The sequence below is a fragment of the Haladaptatus marinus genome, from assembly GCF_051194195.1.
The window spans coordinates 1,323,867-1,339,115 of record NZ_JBLZNK010000003.1 but is presented as its reverse complement, the minus strand read 5'-3'; the positions used below and the strand labels follow the sequence as shown (position 1 = coordinate 1,339,115).

The window sequence follows — 15,249 nt, the reverse complement described above, 5'->3', positions numbered from 1 at the left end:
ACTGCAATTCGATTCTGTTTGCAGTCGATCCCTACGCCTCGGCTTCCGCAAGCGGCACGATAGCGATGGTCATTTTCACGTCTTCGACATCCCATTCCTTGCGATGGCCATCTTCGACGTCGCAGACGCTTTCGGCACGTACCTCGTCTTTCACCAGCTCCATGTGGTCTTCGACGAAGTCGGCCACTCGGTCGTCGTGAACGTCGAGTTCGAGGCGGATTTCCTCCTCGATATCGAGGTCCATCTCCTTGCGCATTTCCTGGACACGGCGGATGACTTCGCGGGCGTAACCCTCGCTTTCGATGTCCTCGGTGAGCGTCGTATCGACGTAGACGACGCCGAATTCGTCGCCGTTTACTGTGAACGGCGTGCCGGTCACGTCCTCCGGCGTCTGCGTGACGAACTCGACCATCTCGTCGTCCAGTTCGACCCCCTCGCCGAGCGCGTCCGCGACCGCACTTTCGAGTTCCGAGAGGCTTGCGTCGCTGACGCGAGCCTCGTTGAGCGCGTTCATCACTTTGCCTGCATCGCCACCGAAGGCCGGGCCGAGGACGCTCATGTCCGCCTCGGCGCTGTACGCGAGTTCGCCCCATCCTTCGTCGGGCGAGACGAGTTCGACATCGCGGGCGTTCAAGCGATCCGCCAGCAAGTCGCTGTGGTTCTCGACCGCGCGGACGACGCTGTCGTCCCGCGCGTCCACAACGATTCGGGAGACGGGCCAGCGGAGCTTTCGCTCGGCCTGCTGGCGGGCGTTCGCGCCCGCTTCCTCGACGGCGCGGAGCACTGCCACGTCGGCCTCCATCTCTTCGTCGTGCCAGAACTCCTCGACTTCGGGCCAGTCGAGCATGTGGACGCTCTCCTTACCCTCGTCGCCCGTGAGGTTCTGATAGATTTTCTCGCTGACGAAGGGGGCGAAGGGTGCGAGCAGTGCAACGACCGTCTTCAGGACGTGGTGGAACGTCGCGTAGGCGGCCTGCTTGCTCTCACTGTCCTCTTCTTCCCACATCCGCTCGCGGACGACCTGGATGTAGAATCGCGACACGTCCTCCACGACGAAGTCGAGCAGGGAACGAAGCGCTCGGTCCTGGCGATATTCGTCCCACTGCTCGGTCATCTCCGCCGTCACGGTCTGGAGGCGCGAGAGGATCCACTCGTCTACCAGTTCGGTTTCGGCATCCTCCACATCGACCTCCTTCGGGTCGAAGCCGTCCAATCGCATGTAGGGGAGAGGGAATCGGAACACGTTCCAGAGGATGTTCAGACTCCGCTGCATGTTCTGCATCTCGTCCCACGAGAAGCGCATGTCCTCACCCTGCGGGTTCTGCGAGAGGAGGAACAGGCGCATCGGGTCCGCCCCGTGGCGCTCGATTGCCTCTTCGGGGGAGACAATGTTCCCGATTGATTTCGACATTTTCCGCCCGTCTTCGGCAAGCGCCCACCCATGCATCAGCACGTCGTCGTACGGTACTTCGCCGAGCGCGGCGGTGCCCATGCCGAGTTGCGACCAGAACCATCCGCGGGTCTGGTCGTGGGCTTCCATGATGAGGTCGGCGGGCCACAGTTCCTCGAAGTCCTCTTCGTTGCTGGGATAGTCGAGCGTTCCCCACGACGCGACCGAGGAATCCAGCCACACGTCGAACACGTCCGGAACGCGGGTGTAGGTCGTGCCCTCTTTCGTGATGGTCAGGTCGTCAACCGTGGGTCGGTGAAGGTCGACTTCTTCCGGGTCTACGTCTTGGTCAACCGCTTCAGCGAGCTCCTCCCGGGTGCCGACGACGACCACATCGTCCATGTTTCCGTTCCAGCCGTCCGCGGTTTCACCGCTCCCGTTCGCGGACTCGTCCGCGCTTGGCGTCCAGATGGGGATCGGAACGCCCCAGTAGCGTTGGCGCGAGACGTTCCAATCGGGCGAGTTCTCTACGAAGTTGTAGAACCGCTCGTCGCGGGCCTCCTGTGGATACCATTCGCTGTCCTCGATGTTGTCGAGGAGTTCGTCCTTGATGTCGGTGACCGTAATGAACCACTGGTCGGTGACGATCTGGAGGATACCCGTGTCACACCGCCAACAGTGGCCATAGCTGTGGTTGACGGTGCCGGAGGCGAGGAGGTGGCCGTTCGAATCGAGGTCGGCCATGATCTCCTCGTCGGCGTCCTTGACGAACTGTCCCTCGTACTTGCCGCCTGCGTCGCCGTAGACGCCGTCGCCGCCGACGGGACAGAACACGTCCAGACCGAGTTCCGTCCCGCGGTTGAAGTCCTCCTCACCGTGGCCGGGCGCGGAGTGGACGAGTCCGGTACCGTCCCCATCGACCTCGACGTAATCCGCTTCGTACACCTGAAGCGTTCCTTCGCCGCTCGGGTGGTTCGGCACTTCGTCGTCCAGCGGGTACTCGTACTCCCACCCGAGGAGTTCCTCGCCGGTCAGTTCGGACACGACTTCGTAGTCGTCGTAGCGACCTTTCTTCAGAACTTCCTCGATCTTGGGCTCGCCGACGTAGAGCGTCTCAGTCTTGCCGTTCTTGGTTGCACGAACTTCGGCGTAAGTGCCCTCCGAATCGACGGCGACGAAGGTGTTCGCCGGAACCGTCCACGGTGTCGTCGTCCAGATGACGAGACTTCCTTCTCTGTGCTTCAATGGGAACTTCACGTAGATGGACGGGTCGTCCACGTCCTCGTACTCGACCTCGTTGTTGGCGATTGCGGTCTCACAGCGTGGACACTGGCTGATGGAGCGTTTGCCCTGCTCTACGAGACCGCGTTCGTGGGCTTGCTGGAAGCCCCACCATGCGGCTTCCATGTACTCGGGGTTCACCGTCTTGTAGGGGTTGTCCCAGTCCATCCAGACGCCGAACGATTGGAAGTCCTCGTCCATCGCCGCCAACTGCTCGTCGGCGTACTCCTTGCACTCCTGGATGAAGTTCTCCATCCCGAACTCCTCGATGTCCTTCTTGTTCTCGAAGCCCATCCGCTCCTCGACCTTCGTCTCGATGGGCAACCCGTGCATGTCGTAGCCCGGGCGGTCGGTTACGTCGTAGCCGGACATTCGCAGGTAGCGGATGTAGGCGTCCTTCAGCGACTTGTTCCACGTCGTTCCCATGTGGGCCGCCCCGGAGGTGTAGGGTGGGCCGTCAACGAAGAAGAATCGTTCCGCACCCTCCCGGTTTGCCTTCGTTTTCTCGTAGGCGTTCACCTCGTCCCAGTAGTCGAACACCCGGTCTTCGACCGACTCGGGTTCGTACTGGTCGTTTACTTCCGCGAATCTACTCATGTGCGATGTGAGTGCCCCCGACAATAAAGTGGGTTCGGTTATGCAGTTGACCTGTACTCCGTGACGCAGCGTGGGTTCGAGCCGATTCTACGGTAAATACTTGTAGTGTTTGCTCGAATTCATGTTTATTCCCTCCCTGTCTCCCTGGTATCTCGCATCCCTTGCCATGTACGTGGTCACGGTTCTCTCGGTGAACTACTGGGTGTACTCCGACGCCACCGCCCGAGGAAGTTCGTTTCCTTCGTTCTGGAGCATTTCGTCCATTTTCTTCTGGCTCCCCGCACTGTACTACCTCATCAGGTATCGCCACTTGCACGAGCGACAGCGGCCACCGACGCGCGGAAATCTCATCGCGCAGACGTTCGCAATCAGCAGTCTCTCTGCGACGGTTGTCGCGACTTTTTTCGCACCACCCGACCAATTTACGCGGACGCTCTTCGTGCCTGCCTGCTTCGCAGTGACTCTTTCAGTCACGTACGTTCTTGTCTACCGGCGTCAGTACGAGCGGATTCTGGAGATTGCTTGACTGCATACACTGACAATCGATGCTCAGTTCCAGTTGTGGTTCTGGCTTTCAATATCAGAGAGTAAATTTATAAACCAGTCCCTCGGACAGTGTACAGACAGGACTCCGATACAGTCTCTCGGGCCTCCCGGAGAACCGTGTTTGGCACCGTCAACACACGTTCCGGTCGTCCGTAACTGCTTTCGTGAGTTCCCAAACTCTGGTGATTCCAATGCCCGACCGATTCGACGATCTCACAGACGAACTGGAACAGTCACTCGCGGACTTCGAGAGTTCGCGGTCGGAACAGCCACCTGCGGACGACGACGCCGATAGCTCCCTCGACGCGTTCACGAACCGCGTTCGAGCGTCCGTCGGACGACTCGAAGATGCCTTCGAATCCGCCGAAACGTTCGACGAAGTAACCACCACGGCCGACGACCTCTGGACGGTGCTTGACGAAGGTGAGGATGTCTTTGATTCATTCGACGCGGAGACGTTTTTTGAAACGGTTGACGTTTCGGAGTTACCGAACGTCATCGAATTCTCGAACGTTCCGGAAGCGGTCGAGAGTGGTGACCTTCGAAAGGCGCTTGACCTCAAAGCGCTCGCGACGGCGGTCGATTTCCGCGAGTTCTGGAGCTCCGCGGAGATGCAGGAGATATGGGAGGAGAGCAAGGAGTTCTCGGATGCCCTCGGCGGCGACGACAGCGGGGAAGACGACGCGGATTCGGAACTCGCTGAAACGGCGGACGAACAGTCCGAAATCGCTTCGGAGGCCACCGAAGGAAAGTTGCAGTCCCAATTGGCGGAGAACGTGGAGGATTTCCGCGAGCAAATCGAGACGGCCCGTGACCGACTGCAAGAACAGATAGAAGCGAGCGAATTAGGTTCGGGTGGTGAGGGGGAATCCGCCAGCGAAAGCGTCACCGCCGGTTCGACAATGCCGGAAAACCGCCCGGACATGGAGGTCAGTACGAGATTCTCGACGATGCCGAGCAATCGCCCGGATATCGACGTTACGCTGAACTACTCCACGATGCCGAAGGGTCGAAAGCAATCGAGCGACGAATGATCGACGACGCGTTCACTGTCTCGAAGTCCGTTCGAAACACGATAAAAACGAATCGACGTCGGAAGGACAACAGCCAGTTTAGACGCCGGTCGAATATCGAAGGATGCCAGCGACGCCACCGAAGGCGTTCAACAGTTGTTCGCCTTTCTCGAAGTCGGTGCTGATGAACTTCGTCTCCGTACCGCGCTGTTCGGCGATGGTCATCAGGTATTCGATGGCGTCCTCGCGCTCGACCATCTCGGCTTCCGAACCGTCACCGCAGGTGTGCTCCGGCGTGTTCTTTCGGCGGTCGATGAACTCGTACTCCTCCTTGTCGCCGCAGTCGTAGACGACCACGTCTTTGCGGAGGTCTTCGGAGAGGAGTAGGCGGTCAACCGCGCCCATCACGAGGTTTTTGCGCGTCGGTTCGAATCCGTAGGTGGCGAGGTCGCCCTCGTTGAGTTCCTTGAAGAACGTCTCCATCTCCTGTTTGTCCTTCATCACCTCGGCGTCGGCGAGCGTCTCGGACGCCGCATCTACGATGTCGTAGAGTCCGGATTCGTCGGTGTAGGACACGTCGAACTTCCCGAGAACCATGTCCCGAAGTTCGTGATGGAGGTAATCTCCGTCGAGGAATTCGTCCTTGGTCGGCGAGGGACCGCCGACGAGGACGCCGTCCATCTCGTGGCGCTTCGGAACGAACAGGTCGTTCGCCATTCCTGCGACTTCTTGATAGAAGTTGTCGATAGCCTCCAATCGAAGGCGGGCGAAACGCTGAGCGGACTGACCACCTTTTCTCTGCTTCCCCGGCACGAGCGACGAGGCGGATTTGACGGGTTCGACCCGTTTCCCTTTCAGCCAGCCGACGTTTGCCTCGCGTCGGTCGAGCACGACGAGGCCATACAGTCCCTTGTCGCCGAGCATCTCCTCCAGCGGTTCCGTGAGGAACGCCGAGTCACAGTGGTACCGGAACGATTGCACCGGTTCCGGCGGGTCTTCTAGTGCCTTCGTGACCATGGTCGTCTGGCCGCCACCGGAGTTGATGGCACCACTGAAGATGACGATACCGTTGTCCGGCGGGAACGTATCGTAGTACCGAAGACGGTCTTTGATGGACGTGAGCGCGTCCTGAACGTTCGTTCGCGTCTGTTTTGACTTGATGTTGCTCGCTTCGCTGTGCTCCTGTGTGACGTGCGCGACTACGTCGCTGATTTGTTTGTCCGATGGGATGTAGATAGTAACGAGTTGCGTCCCAGAGCCTTCGTACTGTTTCAGATCCTCGATGACCTTCTGGAACTCGTATCGTTTCCTGTCGGACTGTCCTTCCTCCTGCTGGCTCATTACTCCCTTCTAGCCGCTTCTATCGGTAAGTACCCTTTGACCTTCCATCGTCTTTGACGACAAACCCATTTTTGAATCGGAAAATTATATTTTACTACTCGAATTAATATTTTACTATGGTGGCATAGAATATGAGCGACAGAAACGAACCGACGACGCTGTCCGCAGCCTCAACGCGCCGGTCGTTCCTCCAAATGACTGGTCTTACTGCCGGAATCGTCGGTATTAGCATGCCGACCGCCATCGCAGAAGACGAAACTTCCAACACAACCATGACGTACGAACTTCCCCCGCTCCCGTGCGAGTACGACGCACTGGCACCGACGATCGACGCGAAAATCATGCGATTGCATCACGATAAACATCATCGGGGCTACGTCGATGGTGCGAACGCTGCGCTCGAATCGCTAGCAGAAATGCGACAATCGGGAAATTTCGACGAGGTGAAAGCAGTCAAACGCGACCTTTCGTTTAATCTATCAGGACACGTTAATCACTCCGTGTTTTGGAAGAGTATGTCACCGGACGGTGGCGGGAAACCGTACGGTAAATTCGCCGATGCTATCGACGAGCATTTTGGTTCATTTGAGGGATTCAAGCAAGACTTCTCCGCGGCGGCCAAGAACGTCGAGGGATCCGGTTGGGGAATGCTGGTCTTCGACCATATCTCGGACGAACCAATGGTCATTCAGGCGGAAAATCACAACGATATCGCAGTTCAAGGCTCGACACCGCTCCTCGTCCTGGACGTCTGGGAACACGCCTACTATCTCCAGTACGAGAACGCTCGCGGCGATTACGTCGATAACTTCTGGAACGTCGTAGACTGGGATAGCGTTGCAAAGCGGTACGAGACGGCTCAGAACGCAAACGTGTTCGGCGACTGTTGACAACACTCCCTTTCACTACTCGTTCGGACGAATCGAATCCATTCGATTCCAACGCGCTCAATTCTTCGAAAGTTACTGCAGAACGGCCAGCATCTTGTCGGCGTCCACAATCGTGGCGAACTCGTCTTGAAGGTGAGAGAGTGCGACCTGATGGTTCGTTTCGGCGTCGATTTCGGTTCCGTCCGGCGCGATACGGTCAAACGTCGCCGTCGCGTCGGACACGACGATTGGTCGGAATCCGAGGTTTTCGGCCATTCTGGTACTCGTCGAGACGCAGTGGTCGGTGGTCAATCCGACGACGACAAGGGTTTCGTACCCACCTTTGCGGAGCCACGATTCGAGGTCGGTGCCGATGAAGGCGCTGTTGACCTGCTTGTCGAAGGTTCGTTCGTCGGCTTCCGGTTGCATCTCCGGGAGGAACGAGAATCCCTCGCTGTCGCCTCTGAGTGGTGAATTTTCTTCTTGGGAGTCGTGTCGAACGTGGACGACGGGGAGGCCAGCACCGCGCCACGCAGCGAGCAGTTCACTCGCGCGTTCTTCGGCATCGGGATTGTTGCGCTTTCCCCACGAAGAATCTCGAAAGCCCTGCTGGAAGTCGATAGCGAGCAGGACGTCGTCTGATGTGAGTTCGAGAGCCATACGTGGATAGGGGGCGGTCTATCACTTCTATCGTTCGCCACTGCAGGCCGGTAGCGATTCGTTGATGCACGATAGTTTCTTCCCGCCAACGGACTAGGTTTATATACGTGCTATTGTTCGGTTTGACGTAACAACCATGACCGGGACAGTATACGCGGTTGCAAGTGGGAAAGGAGGTGTTGGGAAAACGACGACCGCAATCAACCTCGGCGCGATGCTCGCGTCGGCGGAGCACGAGGTAATCGTCGTAGACACCGACCTCGGGATGGCGAACGTCGAAGGCTACCTCGATTTCGAGCCGACTGGCTCGACTCTCCACGAGGTGCTTGCGGGCGATGCGACCGTCGAGGACGCGATTTACGACGCGCCGGGCGATATCAACGTGCTCCCCAGCAGCACCGACATTCACGCCTTCGCGCAGTCGCAAACGGCGAACTTACAACAGGTTGTCGCCCAACTCCGCGACGAGTACGAGTACGTCTTGCTCGATACCGGCGCGGGCATCAGTTACGACACCATTCTCCCTCTCTCGCTCGCGGACGGCGTTCTCCTCGTCACGACGCCGGACGTTGCCGCAGTCCGCGACACCGCGAAAACTGCGGAACTCACGAACCGTGTCGAAGGAACCGTTCGCGGTGCAGTGCTCACCCACCGAAGTAACGACATCCTGAACGCGGACGACGTGGAGGGAACCCTCGACACGGATGTTCTCACCGTGGTTCCGGACGACGAAACGGTGCCGATGGGAATCGATGCGGGTCGACCGCTGGCAGTGTTCGCACCGAACGCCTCCGCCGCAACTGCGTACCGCGAACTCGCCGACATTCTCACCGGCGAGACGGACACGCCTGAATTCTCGGGCGAACCCAGTCCGAGTTCGACGGTGTCCTCGGAGTCGGTGGCTGCCGACTCCGAGTCGGGTTCTGACCAACCGGAACCAGTCCAGTCGAACCCTGATACGGAGTCCAACCAGCGTGAATCCGATGGCCAGGAAGTCGATGCCGACACGAACCACGATATTCTCGGTTCCGACCCCGACCACGACCTCATCGACAGGCGCGTCATCAAAACGGACGACGCGTCCGACGACGGTGAACCGACCGTCGAGGCGGTGCCGGACGATGCTCCCTCCACCGCTGCGGCGTCGGCTGACTCCGAGGACACCGAACCGGAGTTCGAAAAGAGCTTCGACGAGTTGGAGGAGGCTCCGGACGACGAATTTTCCGCACCATCTATCGACCCTACGGAAGAGGGGGACGACGGGACGACTGTCGATTCTGACTCGAACGAAGACGATTTCGACACGGCTCTCGCCGACTCCATCGAAGAACCCGAGGAATCGACCGAGAACGCTACTCTGACCACGAATGACTCGAATGCAATCGGGAACAAATCTTCCGACTTACCCGATGAAATCGTCGAAGCTGAGTCGGACGAAAGACAGGATATGAATGCGGTACCGTTTCAGGACGAACCCGTGCGTCCGGAGTTGAATGCCGACGAAACCGACGAGAAAGAACATCCCGATGAGGAAGAAACGAACGGACTGTTCGGTCGAATCGGTTCCCTGTTCCGATAACGTCGATAACAGCCAAGTGTTCCGGCGTGGTTTAGGGACGTGGAATGGCGGAAGAGGGTTCGGTTCCGTTCTGGTGGATAGTGCTGTTCGTACTGCTCGCGCTTGGGTTCGGGGCTGGCGCGATACTGTTCGTCGGCGGTGAGTTGTTCGTGAGCCTCCGGTTTCTCTACATCGACTCGGGTGCTTCGATGCCGATGACGTTCAGCGCGTTCGCGATGGTGTGTTTCGACGCGGCCACGAGCGCGAGGCGGGCGTCGCGCAGGTCGTCGTCATCCGCCGTGAGAACCGGACATTCGCGGTAGAACGTGTTGAACGTCTCCGCGAACTGGCGGGTGTAGGTGGCAACGGCGTGCGGTTCGAGGTCGTCCGCGGCCTCCTCGATGACGTGCGGGAAGCGCGCGATGACCTCGATGAGTTCCTGTTCCGCATCGCTGTCGAGAAGCGACGGGTCGATTTCCGTGGGAACCTCCCCACCTGCCTCCTCGATAATCCCACAGGTGCGTGCGTGGACGTACTGGACGTACGGAGCGCTCTGGGCTTCGAAATCCAGCGCACGCTCCCACTCGAACGTAATCGTCTTGGTCGGCTGTTTCGAGATGATGTCGTAACGCACCGCGCCGATTCCGACCTGCCTGGCGATGCGGTCGATGTCCGCCTCGGTGAGTTCGTCGTCACGGATGCGGGTGTCCATGCGCTTTTCGACCTCTTCACGGGCGCGTTTTTCGGCCTCGTCCAGCAGGTCGTCCATGTCGATGCCCGTCCCTTCGCGGGTACTCATCCCGCCCTCGGGGAGGTTGACCCACGAGTAGTGGAACGCGGTCAATTTCTCCGTGTCGTTGCCGAGGATTTCCAGCGCCTGCGCGAGTTGCTCGGCTTGCAGTTTGTGGTCTTCGCCGATGACCGTCACGGCGCGGTCATAGTTGTCGAATTTCCACTCGTGGTGGGCCAAGTCGCGGGTCGTGTACAGGCTCGTGTCGTCCGAGCGCAGGAAGACGAGGTTCTTCTCGAAGCCGAATTCGGAGAGGTCGAGTTGCCACGCATCCTCTTCGTACACCGCATATTCGCTCTCCTTGAGGCGGGAAACCACGTCGTCGGTGCTCCCGTCGAACATGAACTGGGTTTCCTTGACGAACTCGTCGAACTCCGCAGGCAGGCGGTCTAATGTGACGCGCATGCCGGAGAGGACGGTATCGACCACTTCGCTGACGCGCTCGTAGGTCGCTTCGTCGCCGTCTTCGAGTCCTTGTAGAATTGCCTGAATTTCGGTTTCGGCCTCGTCCACGTCCTCCGGGTCGGCCTCTTCGAGGTAGGCGTTTCCTTTGCGGTAGTAGCGCACGAGGTCGTAGTCGGCGCGTTCGCGTTCCGGTTCGGGCAGGTCGTCCTCGTCGAAGGTTTCGTAGGCCCACGTAAACACCGCAATCTGTCGGCCAGCGTCGTTGACGTAGTAGTGACGGTCAACGTCGTGGCCCGCGAAATCGAGGATGCGCGCGATGGCGTCCCCCGTTATCGGGTTACGGGCGCGGCCGACGTGAACCGGGCCGGTCGGGTTCGCGCTGGTGTGCTCGACCACGACACTCTCGCCCGTGGATTCGAGGCGGCCGTACTCGTCGTTCTGTCCCGCGGTAACCGTCTCGTCGTAGTACGCACCGCTTGGGAGGAAGTTGACGTAGGGTCCTTGCGGTGTCGCGTCGGCGATGTACGTGAACTCGTCGGCGTCGATTTCCCCTGCGATGTCTGCCGCGACCTTCGGTGGCGGTGCGCCGACTTCCCCGGCGAGTCGGAACGCCGCGCTGGAGGCGAGGACGGCGTCTACACCCTCCGGGGGCGTTTCGATTCCGAGGTCGTCGGTCGGGAGGTCGAGCGAAGAGAGCGCCCCGTGAAGGGCGGCCTCGACTTCCTCCCTGAACGTCAGGAACATACCCACTCGTTTCTGGTGCGCCAGTAAATGGGTTTCTGAATATAGCGGCGGTTAGGTGGTTGCACGAACCAACCGCTCGCCGAGCGAATCCACCCAGAGGATTCCGAGACCGACGCCATAGGCCAGCATGACCGCGACTCCGACCCCGACCATCAACAACACGCCGCCCGGCAGGAGGGAGGAGGCGACCAGCACGCCGACAGCGACCTGTCGCCAGTAGGTGCGCATGGTTCGGTAGCGGACGACGCCGCTGTGGTGGAACAACAGCATCGTCACCGGGATTTCGATCCAGAGGCCGACGCCGACCGTCGTGGCGAAGACGAGCCAAAAGAACGCGGCGGTGCGATAGGCGATAATCATGTCCGCGGCGAGTGCGTCGGCGACAAGGTAGGAAATCACGCTCGGCGCGAGGAACCGATAGCCGACGACGCTTCCGCCGAGGAGGCCGACCGCGAGCACGCCCGCCCAGACGAAAAAGACGTTGCGGTTGGCACGCGCCAACTCTCGCGTTTCGATGGCCGGCCACGCGTAGTACAGCACGAGTGGTAGCACGGCGACGACGCCGACGAGGAGACTAACCTTCATCTCGAACGCGAGTGCTTCGACGGGGTGCAGGAGGACGATGTTCACGTCGCTGATCGGTGTTCCCGCAGGGAGATGAATCAGGAAATCGCGCTTGATCGCGCCGATACCGCCTTGGTAGAGATAGGTGAACACCAGCGCGACGACGGCCATGAAGACGACGACGAGACGGAACGATTTGCTCCGCAGGCTTCCGATAACGAACCGCAGGTCGTAGTAGTAACCGCCGATGTCATCCTCCGTTGTTTCCTCCTCGGCGAACGCTGTCGCCATCCTGCTCGCTGTTCGTTCGACGGTGCTCGACATGTCGGAATTCCCGTTCCCTCCCTCTTTCCTGTCGTTCTGTGACCCCTCCACAACTCGTCCATCGGACTCATCGCGCTCGTCGAATCGGTCGAGAATCGCGTCGGCTTTCTCGGAATCGCCCGCATCGAGTGCGCTGTCTGCGAGTTCGAGCGCTTCGTGTTCCGTCATGTCGGCGAAGGATTCGGGCGGCGCGGCACGAACTCCACTTGCATCGAGGTCGGCGAGGTCGATTTGAGCGGGATGGCCACTTTCAGAGTGGCCACCCCGCGAGTTGCTACTGCCGCTGGTTCGTTCAACCACCCTCGCGGTTCCGAGTCCGACGAAGTACAGCGTCGTCATCGGAATCGCAACGAGCGACATCGAGAACGGGTCGGGCGACCCGTTCACCATCGAACTGATAACGACGATGGCGAAGACGGCGTGCCGCCAGTACTCCCGAAACAGGTCGGGTGAGACGATGTCGGCGTACACCAACCCACCCATGATCAGCGGGAGTTCGGCGGTCAGGCCCAGGACGAGCGTCAGCAGGAAGACGAACTGCGTCCACTCCACAATGGAGTAGGTCGGCTGAAAGCCCGACGTCACCGCATTGCTGATGAGAAAGCCGAACAGGAGCGGGAGGAAGACGAAGTAGGCGTAGACGACGCCCCCGAGACACAGGACGACGGCTAGTATCCCGACCAGCAACTGCGTCCGTCGCCGTCCCGGAAGGGTGAGTCCTCGTGCGCTAAGGGTCTCCCGGGAACGATATAGAATCCAGCCGCCAGCGAACAGTATGCCAGCGAACAGCCCGATTTTCGCCTGTAATAGCACGACATCGAACGGCGTAACTGCGACGACCACCGCGTCCATTTTGAGTAGTTGGCCCGCCAGTTCGGGCCAGATGAACAGTCGAAGTGCGTAAAACGTCAACAGAAAGCCGACGACGCCCACGATGAACGCTATCCGTAACTCAGACCGCACACTTCTGAGCGCAGTACCCAGCACTCCCTCGAATCGAAGTCTCCCCATTCCCCACATCGGAACCCCCGCGTAATCGCACTACGTAGTATCGTCTCGCGCAACTATCAACTTTCCTCGTCCGACGGGTGTCCAGTTAGCGACTGGCACGTCCGGCCCATCGGAGCATATCCGCGAACTTCAGGGTTGAGTCGTACTGCTCATCGGGGGCGGATGCGGTTGCTCGTCGCAGCACGTCGGAGAGCGGTTCGGAAATCTCAGCGCCGCTCTCGGCTAGCACTGATTCGGCGAGGTTCCCGAGTCGCGAAACGGTTTCTTCGGTAGTCGATACCTGTGATTCGTCGGCTCCGGTAAAACGCCAGTTCGTCACCGTCACCCCCGACTCTGTCATCACGACGTTCTCGGCAGTGAGGTCTTCGTGCGCGACATCCCTTTTGTGCGCTCGATGGACAATTTCGGCCGTTCGAGCGACCGTTCGAATGATTTCGTGCTGGTCGAGCGAGCCACATAGTTCGGCCAGTGTTCGCCCCTCAACCCGCTCCAACGCTATCCACGGTTCCGGGTCGTCGCCCCAGTCGTGGAGTCGTTGGACGCCATCAAAATCGAGGGAATCCCACGCCCTCGCGTCCTGCTCGAAGTTGCTCGGTTGTCCCTCGAATCGCCGGAGGAGAACACTTTCCTCGCCGGGTACGCGGGCGAGGGTGGTTTCGTCGTGGATTCGGTCGTGGAGTACATAGCCGTTCCACATCGGAACGCCCGTTTCGTCACTTTCGATGGCGTCCTCACCGCGATAGCGACGATACGCTCCGGCGACTGCTGCCCCGCCGAGGAGAACACCCGTGGCCAACCCGAGCGGAGACGTGGCAGTTCGAACCACGTCGTACACGGGTGTCGAACCGGGGTCGGTAAGCGCGTGGATTGCTCCGCCGACCGTACTGAAATAGACCGTTTCGTCCGCGACGTGTGGATTCCATGCAACGTCCGCGGACGGCTCGTACTGCCAGCGAACGTGGCCGTCGGACGGTGATAGTGCGCGTATGGAGTCGTATATACTTTGACCCGACCCCCCCGTGGTGTGGACGACGACCGAATCGTTCGTCGCTCCAATCGCGGTTGGCGTCAAATCGGCGTCAACAGACATCTGCCATCGTTGGTTTCCACCTCGCGCTGAAAAGGCTCGTAGCCGTCCCGGGACGCCAGCGTACACCGTGTCGCCGAACAGTCGCGGCGACCAGTTCGTCTTCGCGTCGATGGTCGCGCGCCATCGCTCGGTTCCGTCCGCTGCAGAGAGCACTCGGAGATTCCCTCTATCCGCTAGAAATACGGCATCCTTCCGTATCGCTCCGAAAAACTGGGAGTCGCCAAATTTGACGACGTTTTCTTTCGCATCGAACTCCCACCGTTTCGCCCCGTTTTCCGTTGTGAAGGCGAACAGTTCTGCATCATCGCTGTTCCACGCGAAAACTCGCTCGTCCGTCGCTCCGACGGGTAGCAGCCTCGAACTACTGCTTCCGCGCTGACCGATTTCGTTGAGCCAAATGAACGCACCGGAGCGGGCCGAAACCGCGTACAGTTTCGCTTCGGACGTCCCGACGAACAGATAGTCGCCGTGACGGAGAGGGGCGTGCGTGATGGCATTCTGTGGGTCGATTCGCCACTCGGTAGCACCGTCGTTCAGCGAGAGTGCGAGTAGCCTTTCGTCGCTCACGATTACGTTATCGTCCACGACGAACTGTACCCGTGGAAATCGCTTTCCATCGTATCGCCACCGTTCGCTCCCGTCCGTCGCGGAGAGCGTGTAAATCGATTTGACGTTCTCCACGAACACCGTGCCAGCGGTTGCGTGTACGTCCAATCGTCCTTTTTCGGCTTCGAATCGCCAGTATTCGAGTCCATTCTTTGCCGAGAGTGCGTGCACGGTTTCTTCGGATTTCGCATACAGTGTCCCTTGTTCTATCCCGAGAATCCGTACGGGCCGGTCGCTGACGGGATGTGTCCACACCGTGCTCGGTTCCGGTACGAATCGCTCCGGTGGAAGTTGGTCAATCGCGCTCCCTAGGGGCACTCCCGTGGCCGCGTTTCGCACGAAATCCCGTCTGGTCGGCGACCAGTCGCTCATCTCCAGAACGATGTTCTCGATTCGAAATAGGTCTTCGCATGAACCACCACGAGGAGAACGAATCGCGGAATCGGATCCGCACCGAGTC

The 15,249-nt window shown here is 59.6% G+C and carries 10 protein-coding genes; 4 read left to right on the top strand and 6 right to left on the bottom strand.

Translation table 11 applies throughout. The annotated features are described in order from the left end of the window. Positions 1 to 31: 31 nt before the first annotated feature. On the bottom strand, positions 32 to 3,268 hold the full coding sequence (gene ileS, locus ACN2TU_RS13150) for an isoleucine--tRNA ligase (protein ID WP_435155884.1): 3,237 nt from the start codon (positions 3,266 to 3,268) through the stop codon (positions 32 to 34). A gap of 121 nt (positions 3,269 to 3,389) precedes the next feature. Between ileS and ACN2TU_RS13145 the strand changes: the two genes are divergently transcribed. Together ACN2TU_RS13145 and ACN2TU_RS13140 are read left to right on the top strand one after the other, a co-directional pair. Continuing rightward, complete coding sequence (locus ACN2TU_RS13145; RefSeq protein ID WP_435155882.1) at positions 3,390 to 3,794, top strand: DUF7534 family protein; 405 nt, start codon at positions 3,390 to 3,392, stop codon at positions 3,792 to 3,794. 211 nt (positions 3,795 to 4,005) lie between these two features. Then, on the top strand, positions 4,006 to 4,848 hold the full coding sequence (locus ACN2TU_RS13140; RefSeq protein WP_435155881.1) for a hypothetical protein: 843 nt from the start codon (positions 4,006 to 4,008) through the stop codon (positions 4,846 to 4,848). A gap of 78 nt (positions 4,849 to 4,926) precedes the next feature. Here ACN2TU_RS13140 and prf1 read toward each other — a convergent pair whose 3' ends face one another. Beyond that, a complete protein-coding gene (prf1, locus tag ACN2TU_RS13135; RefSeq protein ID WP_435155880.1) occupies positions 4,927 to 6,168 on the bottom strand; it encodes a peptide chain release factor aRF-1 in 1,242 nt (413 codons plus the stop codon). Between the two features lie 131 nt (positions 6,169 to 6,299). Here prf1 and ACN2TU_RS13130 point away from each other — a divergent pair, with 131 nt between their 5' ends. Next, positions 6,300 to 7,058 carry a superoxide dismutase gene (locus ACN2TU_RS13130; protein WP_435155879.1) on the top strand — a complete coding sequence of 253 codons (759 nt, stop codon included), beginning with the start codon at positions 6,300 to 6,302 and terminating at the stop codon, positions 7,056 to 7,058. Positions 7,059 to 7,130: 72 nt separating this feature from the next. Here the strand turns inward: ACN2TU_RS13130 and ACN2TU_RS13125 are convergent, their stop codons facing one another. Continuing rightward, positions 7,131 to 7,697: a cysteine hydrolase family protein gene (locus tag ACN2TU_RS13125; RefSeq protein WP_435155878.1), complete on the bottom strand. Its 567-nt coding sequence runs from the start codon at positions 7,695 to 7,697 to the stop codon at positions 7,131 to 7,133. A 136-nt stretch (positions 7,698 to 7,833) separates the two neighbouring features. On the opposite strand from ACN2TU_RS13125, the gene minD reads away from it, so the two are divergent. Next, the gene (gene minD, locus ACN2TU_RS13120) at positions 7,834 to 9,276 is read left to right on the top strand and encodes a cell division ATPase MinD (RefSeq protein ID WP_435155877.1); all 1,443 of its coding nucleotides are present in this window, start codon (positions 7,834 to 7,836) and stop codon (positions 9,274 to 9,276) included. Positions 9,277 to 9,442: 166 nt separating this feature from the next. Here the strand turns inward: minD and argS are convergent, their stop codons facing one another. The 3 genes from argS to ACN2TU_RS13105 all read right to left on the bottom strand — a co-directional run bounded on the left by argS (position 9,443) and on the right by ACN2TU_RS13105 (position 15,161). Then, on the bottom strand, positions 9,443 to 11,194 hold the full coding sequence (gene argS, locus ACN2TU_RS13115) for an arginine--tRNA ligase (RefSeq protein ID WP_435155876.1): 1,752 nt from the start codon (positions 11,192 to 11,194) through the stop codon (positions 9,443 to 9,445). Positions 11,195 to 11,245: 51 nt separating this feature from the next. Continuing rightward, positions 11,246 to 13,093 (bottom strand): twin-arginine translocase subunit TatC, encoded by a 1,848-nt coding sequence (locus ACN2TU_RS13110; RefSeq protein WP_435155875.1) that lies wholly within the window; start codon positions 13,091 to 13,093, stop codon positions 11,246 to 11,248. Positions 13,094 to 13,178: 85 nt separating this feature from the next. Continuing rightward, a complete protein-coding gene (locus tag ACN2TU_RS13105) occupies positions 13,179 to 15,161 on the bottom strand; it encodes a PQQ-binding-like beta-propeller repeat protein (RefSeq protein WP_435155874.1) in 1,983 nt (660 codons plus the stop codon). Positions 15,162 to 15,249: the final 88 nt, after the last annotated feature.